At 45.7% G+C, this 15,129-nt stretch carries 8 protein-coding genes and 1 pseudogene; 7 read left to right on the top strand and 2 right to left on the bottom strand.

Going from position 1 to position 15,129, the window contains the following annotated elements; translation table 11 throughout:
- Positions 1–83 precede the first annotated feature (83 nt).
- The 4 genes from EL262_RS05470 (at position 84) to EL262_RS05455 (ending at position 7,835) form a co-directional block, all read left to right on the top strand.
- The gene (locus tag EL262_RS05470) at positions 84–1,253 is read left to right on the top strand and encodes a hypothetical protein (RefSeq protein WP_126464374.1); all 1,170 of its coding nucleotides are present in this window, start codon (positions 84–86) and stop codon (positions 1,251–1,253) included.
- A gap of 51 nt (positions 1,254–1,304) precedes the next feature.
- Positions 1,305–2,981 carry a PorV/PorQ family protein gene (locus tag EL262_RS05465; RefSeq protein WP_126464373.1) on the top strand — a complete coding sequence of 559 codons (1,677 nt, stop codon included), beginning with the start codon at positions 1,305–1,307 and terminating at the stop codon, positions 2,979–2,981.
- Between the two features lie 705 nt (positions 2,982–3,686).
- Complete coding sequence (locus EL262_RS05460) at positions 3,687–6,638, top strand: hypothetical protein (protein WP_078735856.1); 2,952 nt, start codon at positions 3,687–3,689, stop codon at positions 6,636–6,638.
- A gap of 12 nt (positions 6,639–6,650) precedes the next feature.
- Positions 6,651–7,835, top strand: coding sequence for an OmpA family protein (locus tag EL262_RS05455; protein WP_078735857.1), 1,185 nt, complete (start codon positions 6,651–6,653; stop codon positions 7,833–7,835).
- A 414-nt stretch (positions 7,836–8,249) separates the two neighbouring features.
- On the opposite strand, the pseudogene EL262_RS05450 reads toward EL262_RS05455, so the two are convergent.
- Together EL262_RS05450 and EL262_RS05445 are read right to left on the bottom strand one after the other, a co-directional pair.
- Positions 8,250–8,423, bottom strand: a pseudogene (locus EL262_RS05450) (IS982 family transposase); the annotation flags it as partial.
- 114 nt (positions 8,424–8,537) lie between these two features.
- On the bottom strand, positions 8,538–10,889 hold the full coding sequence (locus EL262_RS05445) for an AAA domain-containing protein (protein ID WP_234983434.1): 2,352 nt from the start codon (positions 10,887–10,889) through the stop codon (positions 8,538–8,540).
- A 684-nt stretch (positions 10,890–11,573) separates the two neighbouring features.
- Here EL262_RS05445 and rsmH point away from each other — a divergent pair.
- From rsmH to EL262_RS05430, 3 genes are all read left to right on the top strand, one after another.
- Positions 11,574–12,542 (top strand): 16S rRNA (cytosine(1402)-N(4))-methyltransferase RsmH, encoded by a 969-nt coding sequence (gene rsmH / locus EL262_RS05440; RefSeq protein ID WP_078735873.1) that lies wholly within the window; start codon positions 11,574–11,576, stop codon positions 12,540–12,542.
- A 64-nt stretch (positions 12,543–12,606) separates the two neighbouring features.
- The gene (locus EL262_RS05435) at positions 12,607–12,903 is read left to right on the top strand and encodes an FtsL-like putative cell division protein (protein ID WP_126464372.1); all 297 of its coding nucleotides are present in this window, start codon (positions 12,607–12,609) and stop codon (positions 12,901–12,903) included.
- A 34-nt stretch (positions 12,904–12,937) separates the two neighbouring features.
- Positions 12,938–15,112, top strand: coding sequence for a penicillin-binding transpeptidase domain-containing protein (locus EL262_RS05430; protein WP_078735859.1), 2,175 nt, complete (start codon positions 12,938–12,940; stop codon positions 15,110–15,112).
- Positions 15,113–15,129: the final 17 nt, after the last annotated feature.

Here is a 15,129-nt window from a genome sequence, read left to right as displayed (position 1 = left end):
CGTGGATTATAGGTATAGAAAAGGGAATGTAATCGAAATCCAAGTATTCACACTCTAAAAAGGAAGAGGAGGATAATAAAGATATGAAAGCTCTAAAGTGGATTATTATTGTGATGATGTCACTCGTTTCGGTCAATGTGTTTGCACAGAACGACTTTGACGATGCTTACCTCACACCCTCTCAAGCTCGAAAGATGAGGGAAAAGAAGGAGGCCGAACGTCTCGAAGCGCTCAAAAAGCGTCAACAGATCCTTGCCGAAAGGGAAGCTGAAGAGGCTAAGTATCAAAACGAAGTCACTGACTGGTACAACAGACGTGGTATGAAGGTTACTGTCGAGGAGATGGAGGATAATCTCGACCGTCTCGATGGGGCTTCCGGTACGAAACGCCCTAAGGGTGGAGAGTACAGCAAACGTCTCCGTCGCTTCCATAAGGACGATAAACTCGTCTTGACGGGAGTGGACAAGGTCTACATCGTCGATGATATGGAATATGACGCTTGGTCGGACCGCTATTACGGCTATGACGACCATGCCAATGTCAATATATATGTCGATGCCAGTGCGAGACCAAGGTATTATGGCTCGTGGGGTTATCGCTCGCCTTATTACTACGACAGGTATTACTACCGTAATCTCTACCCTTGGTACGACTCATGGTATGATCCTTGGTACTACGGTTGGGATGGCTTCGGATGGGGCTGGAGTTACTATGGTTACTACAACCCATGGAGGCATCGCTACTATGGCGGATACGGCAGTAGCTACTACAATGGTTACTACGATGGCTACTATGACAGATACTATGGCGGGTATTACGGAGGTTACTCCCACTCTTACTCTGTTCCTCGTCGCAATTACTCGTCTTATGGGCGTTCGGCAGGATCTGCGAGTTACAATAGTTACAGCCGCACATACGGAGAGTCTTTAGGTACAGGTAATGTCCGTAGTTATGGCAGTGGTGGCGATGTTCGTAGTTATGACAGCTACAACAATCGCAGCAGCCGTAGCTATGATAGTGGTAACTCCAGATCGTATGACGACAGTCGCCGAGGTCGTATTTCTTCCCCAAGTCGTTCGGAATGGGGGCGTTCGTACGATACGAATACCCGTAGCTCATCTGACTACAGACGTAGTGATGACAGAGGGTCAAGCTATCGTTCGGGATCGTCAGGATCATCCGGAAACTCGAGCTCGTCCGGTAGTAGTGGATCGTCCGGCCGTAGCGGAGGCTCTTCACGAAGAGGCCGATGATAAAAGTAATGTGATCATAAATCTCTCAACAATATTATTAAGGCAATCCTTATGAAATCTCTATACAGAATATCATTCATGCTTCTGGGAGCATTGGGGCTGGGTATGGCTATACCTGCCGGCGCAGATGCTCAGGGGCCTATCGAAGCATACAGGTTTGGACTCAAGGGACTTCATGGTACCGCAAGAGCTCAGGCACTTGGGGGCGCAGTGGGCGCCTTGGGTGCAGATCCCACAGCGGTTTATGTGAATCCTGCGGGCTTGGGGCTTTACTCACGCTCCACGATCTCCATCTCCGCTGACCCGGGGTGGGGTAAGAGCATGGTAAACTGGCAAAAAAGTCATCAGAATGAGGTGTCATACAGCCCCGGGGGCTTCAACAATGTGTCATACATGACACCCTTCTACGACTCGTCCTCGGGTACGAAGTTCTCCATGGGGGTGTCCTACAACAGAGACTATGACTTCGATCGTACTTATCGTATGACTACAGGTGTCCTCGGTGCCGGACTTGCGGACTTGATGATGCTCATCGGTATGGACGAGGGGATAAGTTTTAACAAGTATATCGATGGGTCAACACCGGGGTATAACCCCTTTAAGAACATGGTCCATCCTCTTGTTGCCATGGGGGCGAATGCGGATCTCATCCGGCCGTTTTCGGACAATGATAAATTGTTCAGGCACGCTTTTCTTGATACTTATAATGAGACAACCAAGAAATGGGACTTGTTGCCACCGGATATGACGATGCTTGATGTCGTCGAGAATGGTGCTCGAAATTCGGTGGACATCAATATGTCCATGGGCTTCGGTGACATCTTCTATGTCGGTGCAGCTCTAAGGCTCGGTACTGTGTCACACGTACGTTCGACCAAGTACAGAGAAGACTTCAAGTTCATCAACAGAAAATCGAATGCTGAGGTCAACAATCATATGATCCTCGGTAACGAACTCACCACTTCGGGCAACTCGATCGGCTTGAATCTGGGTGCCATGGTGATGCTTGGGGACTATGTTCGTTTGGGGCTTTCTTATATGACACCCGAACGCATCAGTATGGAGGAAACTTACTCTGCAAGGATGGTCACTTATAACGAGTTTATTGAGCCCAAGAATAAGAGGGAACTTACTTTCCAGACCGCGCTGTATGACAACAGTTATATCCTCAGGACACCCGGTCAGCTCACAGCGAGTGCATTGGTATTCCTCGGACAGTATGGTTTCGTATCGTATGACTTCCAGTATAGAGATCTTGCCACGGCCAAGCTTTATGCCGGTGATCGTACCCTCAATCCACTCACTGAGGTGATCAAGGAAGACTATGGCAAAGAGATGACGCATAAGTTCGGTATCGAAGTGCGTCCGATACAGAGACTTGCCCTTAGAGGAGGGATGTCCTTCACCGGTAATCCTATGAAGGGAGAGGAGTTCGATGTCGAGCCTGCAAATGGTCTCTCGAGAGATGCAGTCGCTGTCGGTATGATGCCTGACTTCACTCTGCCGAGATCTTATCAGGCGTTCTCTCTTGGTGTCGGTTATCGTATCTCCAAGGTCGTTTCTATCGATCTTGCTTATGCACGCTCAACACGTACGGAGCAGGTCTACCCATTCAGTGGTTATCGCAACAAGCAGAACCACCTCGGTCTCCCAAATATCGAGATTAAGGGTGCTCGCATGGAAGATGTTCGCAATAATCTCGTTGCAACACTGACCTTGGCATTCTGATTCGTACATCTGAATAAGTAATACGGAAAGTCTCCCCGATGGCGGATATAACCGCCATCGGGGAGACTGTTTTTTTTGATACTCAGAGTCTAAATGTTCCTTTCGACCAAACTTCGTTATTCGCTTTTAGAACTCAGAGGATGAACGATTCCTCTGTGGTTCTCTTTATGGTAAATGTCAAGTTGTAGCAGTCTTGGTGGGAGGTGAATGTCCTTATGTATATTGATCGTATTGCACATCTTTGTTGTATGTGTGTGCTTTTTGATCTACCTTGAGGTGCTTTTATGTAATTTTTGAGGTTTTGTTTTTCGATTTAACACTGATTTGTATTTTCTGTCAGGCTAAAGTTATACCTTTGTGCCCAATGACAAAAGAACATAAAAAGAGAGATCGAGAGATACTTAATTCTCTTACCGGTTATCAACACTTAATTCTATTGAATTATATATATTGTATTACCGGTTAGACATTAGTAGGTGAAGGGTTGAGCTCATACTTGCGAGCCCCCTTTAAGGGAAGATAGATTAGGTTTTTTATCCCTGCCAATTTCGGAGACTTCTTTTTTTGTAAAACTTCACTTTGACTCGATTTGGGTTTCCGCCCAAATGGCGAGTGTCTCGTATATTTATGTGTGCGAGTGGGGGCTTTTAATCAGAAAAATAAAACAGAAACTAAAATAACAGTATTAATTAACCGTAGTAAGAAATGAACAAGAAAAATCTACTTTTCAATGGATTGCTTTTGGTATTGTTCTCGTTTCTTTATTCCTGTTCAGGGATCGAAGCAAACGTAGATATTACCCTGCCAAAGGGACCAAAAGGTGATTCAGGCCTTTCGGCTTATGAAGTTTGGAAGGAAAGCGTAAACAACGGAGTCGTTAATTGGCCTAAGAATGAGGTCGATGTCAATGACTTCTTTAGGTATCTCAAAGGTAAAGATGGCAAGGATGGTAAGGACGGCAAGTCAGCTTACGAACAATGGAAAGAGTCTATCTCTACCGGAAATGTCGAAGATCCTCACAACCCCGGTCAAAAGTGGGATTCAAACAAGAATACTGTAAAAGACTTCTGGATGTTCCTTGCCGGTAAGGACGGTAAGAATGGTCTTGATGGTAAGGATGGTAAAAATGGTCTCAGTGCGTACGAACTATGGGCTAAGGATCTTGCCGATAAGTGCGGCACCGCAGACCAACTCATGGATCCACACAATCCTTCACAGCCATGGCCTTGCGACAAGAACAGCATGCAGGACTTCTGGCAATACCTAAGAGGTGTGGACGGTCAGAGTGCATACGCTCTTTGGAAGCAAAAAGTTAATGATGGTACTATCGATTGGCCAAAGAATGAGGTGTCAGAGTCAGACTTCTTCAGATACCTCAAGGGTAAGGATGGTAAAGACGGTAAGGATGGTGCCGACGGTAGAGATGGTGAAAGAGGTTACAACGCTTATGAAGTGTGGTATCAGTTCATTTCTTCCGGCAATGTGCCTAATCCTCATAAGCCAGGCGAAAAGTGGGATCCAAACAAGAATACCATGCAAGACTTCTGGGTGTTCCTCACCGGAGCGAAGGGAGAAAATGGTAAGAATGCATACGAGCTTTGGAAAGAAGAACTCGAATCTCGTTGTGGTACTACAGACCCAATGATGAATCCTCACAATCCTACGATGAAGTGGGACTGCCAAGAAAATAGCATGGAGGACTACCTCAGATATATCCGTGGTGTCGATGGTGCAAGTGCATATCAGGTGTGGAAAGATGCCGTAGAAAAGGGTACCATCACTTGGGCCGGTAGTAAAGATACTGATGGCTTCTTCCTATACCTCAAGGGTGAAAAGGGCGAAAATGGTGAACCTGGTAAGAATGGTGCAACAGCTTATGAAGTCTGGAAGGAATTCATCAAGAATGGCGATGTCCCTAATCCTCATAATCCAACCGAATTCTGGGATAAGAATCACAATAGTGAGGTCGCATTCTGGCAATTCCTTGCCGGACCTAAGGGTGAGAAGGGTGACAACGGTACAAATGGTACTAACGGTACAAATGGTACAAATGGAACTAACGGTGTCAATGGTAAGAGCGCTTATGAACTTTGGAAAGAACAGGTTCAAACCAACTGTGGAAATGTTGTTACGCAAGTAATGAATCCTCACGATCCAACTAAGGTTTGGCCATGTGATAGGGTTACTCAAAATGACTTCTGGGATTACCTAAGAGGACCTAAGGGTAGTGATGGTAAGGATGGTAAGGATGGTGAACCGGGTCAGGCTGTTGAAATTGGCAGACCTAATGTGCTTCCTATATTCTTCAATGGTAAGTTGAGAGAGTATGTAGATCCTACTGACGGTTCTGTCAGATTCCAAGTCTTTGACAAGGATGGAAATAAGGTTGGGCCTGGTGTTAAGGTAAAAGGTATTCCTGGGCTTGCAAATCAAAATAAGGAGTTTGAAACTGATGCTGAAGGTAAGATTAAGGTCCTTAGAGAAGACCTACCTGTCAGATTTGCTCCAGGGCAAAGGGCTGGTAAGGCATTTGTAGACCTTCAAAAGAATGGGGTTTTTGAAGAAACAGCTCCTAATATATTGACTCCTAATCGTATATTTACACGAATCAAGATGGAGTTTGCATATCTTCGTCAGTTGTATAACTCAAGTTGGTCTCGTGCTTTTCCTAATAATTTCACTGTGATTCATTATAAGTATGAGCGACAAGTTGATGATCGATGGGAAGAGTATCCTGTTGGGCTTCCTACCCCGGATACAGAGACTGTAAAGATACTTAATCATGCACAGCCTATAGCAGAAAACAATGTGGTTGCAGATCCAGAGTGGGGTAAATCAACATTGGGTATTCTTCCTTATGATAAGAAGGATGGTAAGACTCACATTTTCTATCGTCCGGTAGTTTTGACAGCTAGTGAGATTAAGGCTATGAATCAAAATTTGGATATTTATGCAGAGCATAGTTCAGGATGGCTCAGAGATCAGTGGAATATGAATAAAAAGTATAGCTGGAATAATGTGCCTAGGTACATGAGTATCCGAGGTGTCACGAACTTTTATGGGGAGACTCCGATTATGGATGCAGTAGTTCATGTTCCTGAAATTTACGCTGCGCCTTCACTTTCTAAAATTGATCTCAAGATGCAGATTAAGACTGGTACGACTTCTCTTTGGGGGTACCTAAAGACTACAGATCAAGAATTACCAGAGTTTTATCTTAAGTATAATGAGCCGGTAGGTAATCTTTGGGCTGCTACTAAGATGGCAGGGTCGCAACTTCCACAGCATACTCTCATCGGTATAGGTATGACAAAGAACTGGAATGGTGGTGGAGGTAGTAGCTATGTGGCTATCAAACCAAAGGTATACCCAACAGGATCCAAATTCCTTTTGAATGATACATATCCAGGCAACTTTATTGGGGCATACTCGTACTTGACCGACTCTCAAGGAGGTGTAACTCTAGGCAATAAGGATGAACGAGTATTGCAAGCAGACTGGGTCCCATATCGAGATAGTGCATTCTATAAGTTGGTTACCGACAGCAATGACCTATCTAATCCTGGTACAATCAAGGTCATTGATCTTTTTGACAAGACGGTTGAGATCCCGGTTACTAAAGAGGATGCTCCCACAAATTGGGTTATTGTAAAATAATTAGATTGAAGCATGAAATTATCAAGAATAACATATACTCTACTTTGTGCGGCACTGGGGACTTCCTCAGTGCTCGCACAGAGCACAGAGCCTCGCAACGAGGAGCAGCCCAAGAGCCGTAAGGCCTGGGAAATCGGTATCGGTGGTACTTGGGTAAGTTGGGATCGTATCTCTGTTACGGGCTTTCAGAACCGTCCTGAGGATTACTTCTACAACCTCAAGGTCAATCACCTTCTCACCGGTGGTAATCTCTACATCGCAAGAGAATTGAACTCTTGGTTTTATCTCGATCTTCAAGGCTCTATGAGTTTTGTCGAGAATCACCACAGACAGGCCGGAGATGCTAAGTATCAGTATCTCTTGACTGCAGGTCCCGGTCTTCAGTTCCGTCTCTCACCACTGTTCAAGTCCAAGTATCTTGAACCTTATCTCAGACTTGGTGTCAACTACTTGTACAAGAACTATGACGTCATGAGCGCAGGAGTCTTCAAGGACGATCCTACGGGTCAGGCAAAGTGGGAGTCTTTCAACACTTGGCACAAGGATAAGATCAATGACAGCAACTCATACTTCCCTCTATCTCTCGGCTTTGGTGCCAATGGATGGTTCAATAACCACTTCGGTCTTGGCATCCAGGCTCAGTATCAGCTCCCTCTTCAAAAGGGTCTTCCACGCTTCGCTCAGATGTCTGCACGACTCCTATGGCGTATCGGTGGTGAAGACAAGAAGGGTGCTCCGAGAGTACAGTACGTAGAGAGAGAGGTCGAAAGGATCGTTGAGGTCGAAAAGATCGTCGAGAAGCTCGTCCCTGTGGCTGCAGAGTCAAGGATCTATGAGATGTTTGAGAACGTCAACTTTGAGTTCGACAAGCACGATCTCACTCCAAGATCCCTCGAAATCCTCAAGGAGGCTGCAAGCATCTTGAAAGATCTTTCAGGTAGCCACTTCCTCATCACCGGTTATACCGATGCGAGAGGTAGTGATGAGTACAACCTCGATCTTTCCAGAAGACGTGCTGAGGTCGTTGTCAAGGAACTTGTCAAGCAAGGTGTCCCTGCACACATGTTGAAGTGGAGAGGTGTGGGTAAGAAGGTTGTCTCTGTATCTGAAGCAGAAGCCGACAACGTCCGTCTCGGAGACCGTAAGACCACTATCGAAAAGATCTCTAACATGGAGTACTGGAACAAACTTCCATAATCTCTATACAATACCTACTCATAAAAGAGGGTGTGTCGAAATTCAGTTTTCGACACACCCTTTTTTTCGTTGCCGAAAGGAGGAGTCAGGGTGAAATGTGTACGACTCTTGACAGACCTTTAACGATCCTCGAAATCAAGTCTAACGACTTTCGTCATCGAGTTTAACGACTTTAGAAATCAAGTCTAACGACTTTTTTGTGTTGTTCTTTCCGTCCTGATGCGTTGCTTGTATTGTTCTCGTCTGATAGGAGTGGATGGGATATTCTGCCCCAGTGTCGATCTTTGTCGTCGAGGGTTTCGTGCCGGCTTTTTTCCGGATTTGCTTCCGCATTTCATCCTCCCATAGAGATTAGCAAGGAGTGAATATGAGTTCGGATACTTATGAAAATACTTTGATTTACACTAGTTCGATTTAAGCGCAAGTGGTAAATTTAAGTTTTCTGACGACTTCAATATTCAGTTCAGGCTTCTTACGGAGAAAGTTGTACGTAAATAGTCCCGAGATAAGGTTGGTAAGAAAGTTGTTGACGCTACGATGTTGAGTATGCTCTATCTGACAGCCTTTTTTGAGCATATCGTTGATCGTTCGCTTTTCAATTATAAGATGAAAAATATTAGGTGGTTAATGCGTTTAGTGGGATGTTTTTTCTTATGTCAAACTGACATGATTAAAAAAGAGAAGAATAAAGCTTCCTTGATTTTAGTTGATTGGGGGAATGGACATAGCGCGATCAAGTGCGTCTATGATTTTTGCCTCTTCGTTGTTACCATCCGTCGAAAGACGCAGTAGGGATAATCCCAGTTTCTGTAGAATGTGATCTTTCTTTTGATCTCTCCTTTGTTGTACCTCTTTCTTGTGGAACGAAACACCATCTACTTCTATCGCAAGTATTGGTGTTTTATCTATTTTACTGTATAAGAGGAAGTCCAATCTTGAATTGTTTTGTATGAAGAGCCGCTCTTCTTCGGAGAATAGGTTGTATTCTCTAATAAGGTCTCTTAACTTGTACTCTCTTGCCATGTCTATGGCTGCAAATCTATGGTTTTCAACTAGTATTTTTTCTTTCAAGAGACGATGTATGATGATTTCTGCAGGAGAGCCACCTAGTGTATTATTCGAAGTGTGAAGTAGAGAATAAGCATTGTTGTACTCTTTATAGAGGATGTCAAAGACCGAGCAGAGCTTTCCCCTGATAATAATCTCTTTAGGGTCTGATATATAGCATATATAGCGTATCAAATCGCCTATATTAGTACCGTGAGGAAGATCCATCAGTTCTGGTTTTACTACCACAAATTCTTTTATGGCTCTTGAAACTGCTACATTGATGAGGTTTGGGTTATCTATAAAGTCTACTATTTCCGACCTCACGGTATTCAAGATAATGATTTCTTTCTCTCTTCCTTGAAATTTGTGTATGGTATCAGCTTCAATATTCTCAGGGAGTTGTTTCTGTAGCATATTGGCGTGACTGCGATATGGTGCTATCACTCCTATTTTTTCATACGAGTGAGGAGAGAAGCTTTTGATGTATTCTGCTGTTTCCTCGATTTGTCTCTTGTTAAAGTTCCCTTTGCCTCCTTTTGTCGTTGTATTTATTATCTTGAAAGGGTATTTGTTCTCGCTGTGGGTCATTGTGATTAGAGCATTGTTATAGTACTTCTTGTTGCAAAAGGCTATAATCTTAGGGTGACATCTGTAGTGCTCTTTCAGAAGAACGGATTTGAGATGCTCTCCATAGAGGAGCTTCAGGGACTCGAGTATGTTTTGCTTGACATAGTCATAAGCGGGTGGGGTATGATAGATTTCATTCAACTCATCCGCTATCTCTTGGCTTTGTTGATCTACAATGTGGGTTAATTGCATACTGTCGCCCACGACAACCACATTGCGACAGCATGAGAAGCATACCGCAGCTTTGATGATGTCCACCTGAGATGCTTCATCAATGATCACGTAGTCAAGTAAATGGTTGCTAGGAATACTGCTACTGAGCGACAGTGTAGTGCTCAGGAGTAGAGGGTAACGCTCAATAAACTCATCGAATCGTTTGAGATAATTATCTGTTTTAAAGTCCGTAATCGTCGATAGTTCGCAGTACTTGTTATACAGCTCGGTGTTAAAGATCTTTTTTGATAGATCAACGAACTGTGCTAAGTTGCTGTTTTCATCATTTTGCTTTAACCACTTTTCCTTTTTGTGTATTTTGGTTTGGATCTTTGCTATGTAAAGCTCATAAAACTTGTGATTGACGTAATTCTCAAAGTCTTCACCTTGCTCCAGTAGGTGAGGTAAATATAGGATACCATAACTGAAGAGGGCTTTCATGTGATCAAATACAGAAAGTCGCTTTCTGATTGAGACTTTGTGACGAAGATCTTTTAGTTTAAGTATTTTGCTATAACTGATTTTTCGATGAAACTTAGCATCTATTTGTGTCTTCATTTCCGGATGGAGGGGTTGTTCCGCTTTTAGGTGTTCGAACTCAGTCTGCATGTCTGAAAGTAACTCCTTGAGTTTAGCTATCTCGTTGCGATACTGAAATCCCTTTGTCAGGAGTTGATTCAGTTTTGTTGCTTTATCCTTGGCTTGACTTAGCCTTTTTGTGGATAGGACGAGCTCTTTACTAAAGCACTGGCGATTTATCTCCTTGAAGAACTCGTCTTTGTTTTCTTTATTGCCGAGTGACGCGATGATCTGACCATAGCCATTCTTTTGAAGCTTTTCTCGGACATTGAAGACCGCCGAGTTATTATTCGAGACAACGGCCACACTCTTATTCTGAGTAATTAGATTAGCTATGAGGTTTAATATCGTTTGAGTTTTGCCTGTGCCCGGAGGTCCTTCGATGACACTAATGCTGTTGGTTAGTGCTGTCTCGACCGCAAGCTTTTGACTTTCATTACATCCGAAAGGGTATATGAGCGGAGATTTAGGCTTTTCAGGGTTTCTAGTAACCCCATCTATATAGTCAGAAAATGCAGATCTAGACTCTTGTAGGTCTATATTGTTAAGGGATTTTAGAAGGAGGTCGTTGCATACTTGCTCCACAGTTTTGTCTTCAGTTGTTCCCGTTTCTATATCAAAAGATACGCCTCCAATCTTTGTCAATATAGATGTGAAGTACCTCATGATAGAGAAGGTTTCTGATGAGACTTTCTTAATATCACATATCTCTATGTTTTTGCTGTTAAGTATGGGATGGGTACTGTCTTTGTGGTTCCTGAATATCAGGTACATTCCATAGTTGTCAACTGAGTTGTATTGGGGATTGAGCTTCCCTCTTTCATAGATACGGACATTTTCTCTTGTTGATAAGAGCGGATAATATCTGACTCTTTCACTGTTGTAGTTATATGTCTTGTGGTTGGAGAATGTTATTCTATATCTGCCCTTAATGCAGGAGACTCTTGTGATCCCTTTTGTGTACTTAAATTCGAAAGTTTCTTTGTCTCGCAAGAAGACTATGAATGGTTGGCTCATATGGATGTTTCTGGCATTTGGGGAATTAAAATGTGTGTTGCGCTAAAATAGTGAATTTTGATGAGTTTACTATGTGCGTAATTTTTTTTCGGCGGTGTTATTGTGTTTCTCTCAAGTTTTTGTTTTGCTTTGGGTGATTGTAAATTGCAAAAAAATATCTCCTTCCTGTGTGTGATGTTGTTAGGGATATTGCGTATCTTTAGGATTCAGTTACTATTCATCCTTATTACACCCATTTTTGACGCCCTGATCATGGCGAAAAGTAAGAAAAAGTCTTCGACCACAGTTCCGGAAGATGGTATTGTCACAGCCGGTTGTTACCATATCCCCGTGCTCCTCAAAGAGAGTGTGGATGCCCTTGATATACGTCCTGATGGGGTGTATATCGATGCCACGCATGGTGGTGGCGGTCATAGTCGGGAGATACTTGGCAGACTTGGTCCGGAGGGGCGACTCTTCGGGGTGGATAGGGACTTGGATGCTTTGGCAAACTGTGTGATCGATGATCCGAGATTCACCTTCGTGCGCTCGAACTTCAGACACATCGCTCACTTCATGGACTTCTATGGTGTGGAGCATGTGGATGGCATCCTTGCCGATCTCGGGGTCTCGTCTCATCACTTGGATGATGAGGAGAGGGGTTTTTCGTTCAGGTTCGATGCCCCGATAGATATGCGCATGAACCAAGCCGGGGGCCGCACGGCGGCGATGCTCATCCGGGAGACTGAGGTGGGTGATCTGGCAGACATCTTCAAGACCTATGGGGAGGTCAAAGGCTCGTACAAGATCGCCACTCTCCTTAAGGAGGCTGACAAGGCCGGGAGGCTCTCCACGATATCCGACTTGCTCGAGGCCCTTCGTCCGGTATGCCCGCCCCATGATAAGAAGAACCTCGCGAGGATCTTCCAGGCTCTCCGTATCGCGGTGAATGAGGAGATCGATGCCCTCCGACAGCTGTTGGAGGTGTCGGTGGAGCTCCTTCGTCCCGGTGGTCGTCTGTCGGTGATCACGTATCATTCGCTTGAGGATCGCCCGGTGAAAAATTTCATCCGTACGGGCAATATCGATGGTACTCGACACACGGATGTTTTCGGTGCAGTGATTTCGCCGATAGAGCCTTTGGGGAGCAAGCCGATCTTGCCTTCGGCCGAAGAGATCACACAGAACCCTCGCTCAAGGAGTGCCAAGCTTCGTGTGGGGATAAGGAAGGAAAAGAAGTAGTAAGATCAAAGACAATAAGTCACATGGCAACAGAGAATAAGGGGACAGATAGGGTCAAAAAGTTTTGGCGATATGCGGGGGGGAGTTCCTCAGCGATAGCTTCCGGGCGGATACACTGAAGTGGATCATTGCTGCGACGCTACTTGCGCTCTTCCTTGTGTACAACAACTACACTGCCATACGTCAGCTCCGTGCGATCAACAACCTCAAGCGTGAGATCACAGACCTGAGGATGGAGGAGGTCTCTATCTCTTCGACCCTCATGGGGGCTACCCGTATCTCCGCCATAGAGGAGCGAGTGAGGGAGGAAAATCTCGAAATCTCGATCCCCAAGACCCCTCCCATAATCATAGAGAAGTAATCAGTATACATAGTAAATAGCTGTCAGGAGTCGTATGGAGAAGCATAAGGATCAAGAGCGTCGGTTGAAGATGTTGACCGAGAGGAGTAAGCATGCCTCTATCAGATATATGCTGGTAGGGGTGGTGATTGTATTGTCTGCCGTAGTGGTATTTTTGGCAACCTTTACGGTAGCCGTGACCAATGCAGGATATTGGAGGGAGCTGGATACACAGTCTCGTCTCTCGGATGCTTATGCGCCTGCTTCGAGGGGAAATATCTACTCGGACAACGGTACTGCTCTTGCCATCAGTGTGCCCAAGTATACCGTACGTATGGACTTTGGTGCTCAGGGGATCGTGGACTCTACGTTTTACAACAATGTCGATGCCCTCTCCAAGGCTCTCGCCGACTACTTCGGAAACAAAAGCAAAGCGACATATAAGAACGAACTCTTGACTGCTTTCAAAGCCAAGAAGAGGGCGCATCGTCTGTTGCCCTTTGAGATCAGTCATACCCAGCTCAAAGCACTCAAGGAGATGCCTTTCCTCTCTATCCCCAATCGAAACAAGTCCGGTATGGTGGTAGAGATGACGGTGCGTAGGGAGAAGCCTTTCAACACGATGGCTTCTCGTACCATAGGCAACCTCGAGAAGGATGTGGACAGCCTCCAGCGCACGCATGGCAGCAGTGGGTTGGAGATGGCTTTCGACTCTGTGCTCTGTGGGACTCCGGGCATAGATATGAGACGCTACATCGGTGGTACGACGATACGTATATCCAAGGTCAAACCCATCGATGGCGTCGATGTACACACGACCCTCAATGTCGGGATACAGGACATCACCGAACGTAGTCTCAGGGCGATGCTTACAGAGGTCAATGCCGACTGGGGGTGTGCCATCGTGATGGAGGTGGAGACGGGTCAGATCAAGGCTCTGTCCAATCTCGATCGTATCAGTGAAGGGGTCTATGCCGAGAAGACGAACCACGCACTCGCAGACTTGCTTGAGCCGGGGTCGACCATAAAGGTGCCTTCGATCATGGCAGCTCTTGAGGAGGGCAGCTGTGAGCCCGGAGACAGCATAGATACAGGCAACGGTCTCTTCCCTTACGGTGGTCGTACAGTCGTGGACCACAATGCCAAGAAGGGTGGGTATGGTCGTATCTCTGTGGCTCAGTCGATACATTATTCGTCAAACGTGGGGGTTGTGAAGACCGTCCTCAAGGCATTCGAGAAGGATCGTCAGAAGTTTGTCCGACATCTGGATGACATGTCTTTCCTCGAGCCTATCCGGCTTGAGATACCGGGTACTGCCGCTCCTCGCATCAAGAGGGACATCAAGCAGTGGGACAGGACTTCGTTGGCCTGGATGTCGTTCGGGTATGAGACGATGATCCCACCGATATATATGTGCAGGTTCTACAACGCCATAGCGAATGATGGTAAGATGATGGAACCCTATATCGTCACTGCGATAAAGGATAAGGATGAGGTCATCGAGAAGTTCAAGCCCAAGGTGGTGAACAAGAAGATCGCATCCTCCAAGACCTTGAAACAGATGCGTGAGATGCTTCGTGGGGTGGTGACTTCCGGTACAGGGAAGGATGCCGACTCTCGGTACGTCTCCATCGCAGGGAAGACCGGGACAGCTCAGCGAAGTGGGGAGGGAGGCTATGGTAATAGTGGACACAATGTGTCGTTCTGTGGCTTCTTCCCTTACGAAAACCCAAAGTACACTTGCATGGTCACGGTGAGCCGTCCCCGTAATGGTTATCCATCGGGAGGGCGTATAGCCGGTGGGGTCGTTCGGAACATTGCCGAACAGATCTTTGCCACCACGATGAGCATGGATGTGGACGAGCTTGTGCCGGACTCTACGGCACACTTCGATGTCGTCATACATGCCGGTGCTCGTTCGGCCGTGAAGCACGCTTCGGACATCTCGGGGATCTCTTCGTACGATATCAATGGCAGTAAGAAGTGGCTCTCGGTACAGAGACATTCGGGTGATGAGAAGAGACGTCCCAATGAGTATCAGGCCTTCGATCTTGAGCATGGCATCGTCCCCGACCTTGTCGGTGTATCGACGACAGATGCGGTCTTCATCGCAGAGAAGGCCGGACTCCGAGTGTCCCTCTCCGGTCATGGAGGGGTCGTCCATCAGCAGTCGCTCCGTGCGGGACAGACATTCAATGGCAATCCTACGATAACACTTAAACTACATTAAACCACAATACATCACAA

It is taken from the genome of Porphyromonas cangingivalis (assembly GCF_900638305.1).
GTDB classification, from domain to species: Bacteria; Bacteroidota; Bacteroidia; order Bacteroidales; family Porphyromonadaceae; genus Porphyromonas_A; species Porphyromonas_A cangingivalis.
The sequence above is the reverse complement of the archived record's forward strand: the minus strand, read 5'-3'. Positions and strand labels throughout refer to the sequence as shown.

Bases quoted from the DNA above. Each gene is read 5' to 3' on its own strand.
- EL262_RS05470 (WP_126464374.1), top strand. From the start codon at position 84: ATGAAAGCTCTAAAGTGGATTATTATTGTGATGATGTCACTCGTTTCG.
- EL262_RS05465 (WP_126464373.1), top strand. From the start codon at position 1,305: ATGAAATCTCTATACAGAATATCATTCATGCTTCTGGGAGCATTGGGG.
- EL262_RS05460 (WP_078735856.1), top strand. From the start codon at position 3,687: ATGAACAAGAAAAATCTACTTTTCAATGGATTGCTTTTGGTATTGTTC.
- EL262_RS05455 (WP_078735857.1), top strand. From the start codon at position 6,651: ATGAAATTATCAAGAATAACATATACTCTACTTTGTGCGGCACTGGGG.
- rsmH (WP_078735873.1), top strand. From the start codon at position 11,574: ATGGCGAAAAGTAAGAAAAAGTCTTCGACCACAGTTCCGGAAGATGGT.
- EL262_RS05430 (WP_078735859.1), top strand. From the start codon at position 12,938: ATGGAGAAGCATAAGGATCAAGAGCGTCGGTTGAAGATGTTGACCGAG.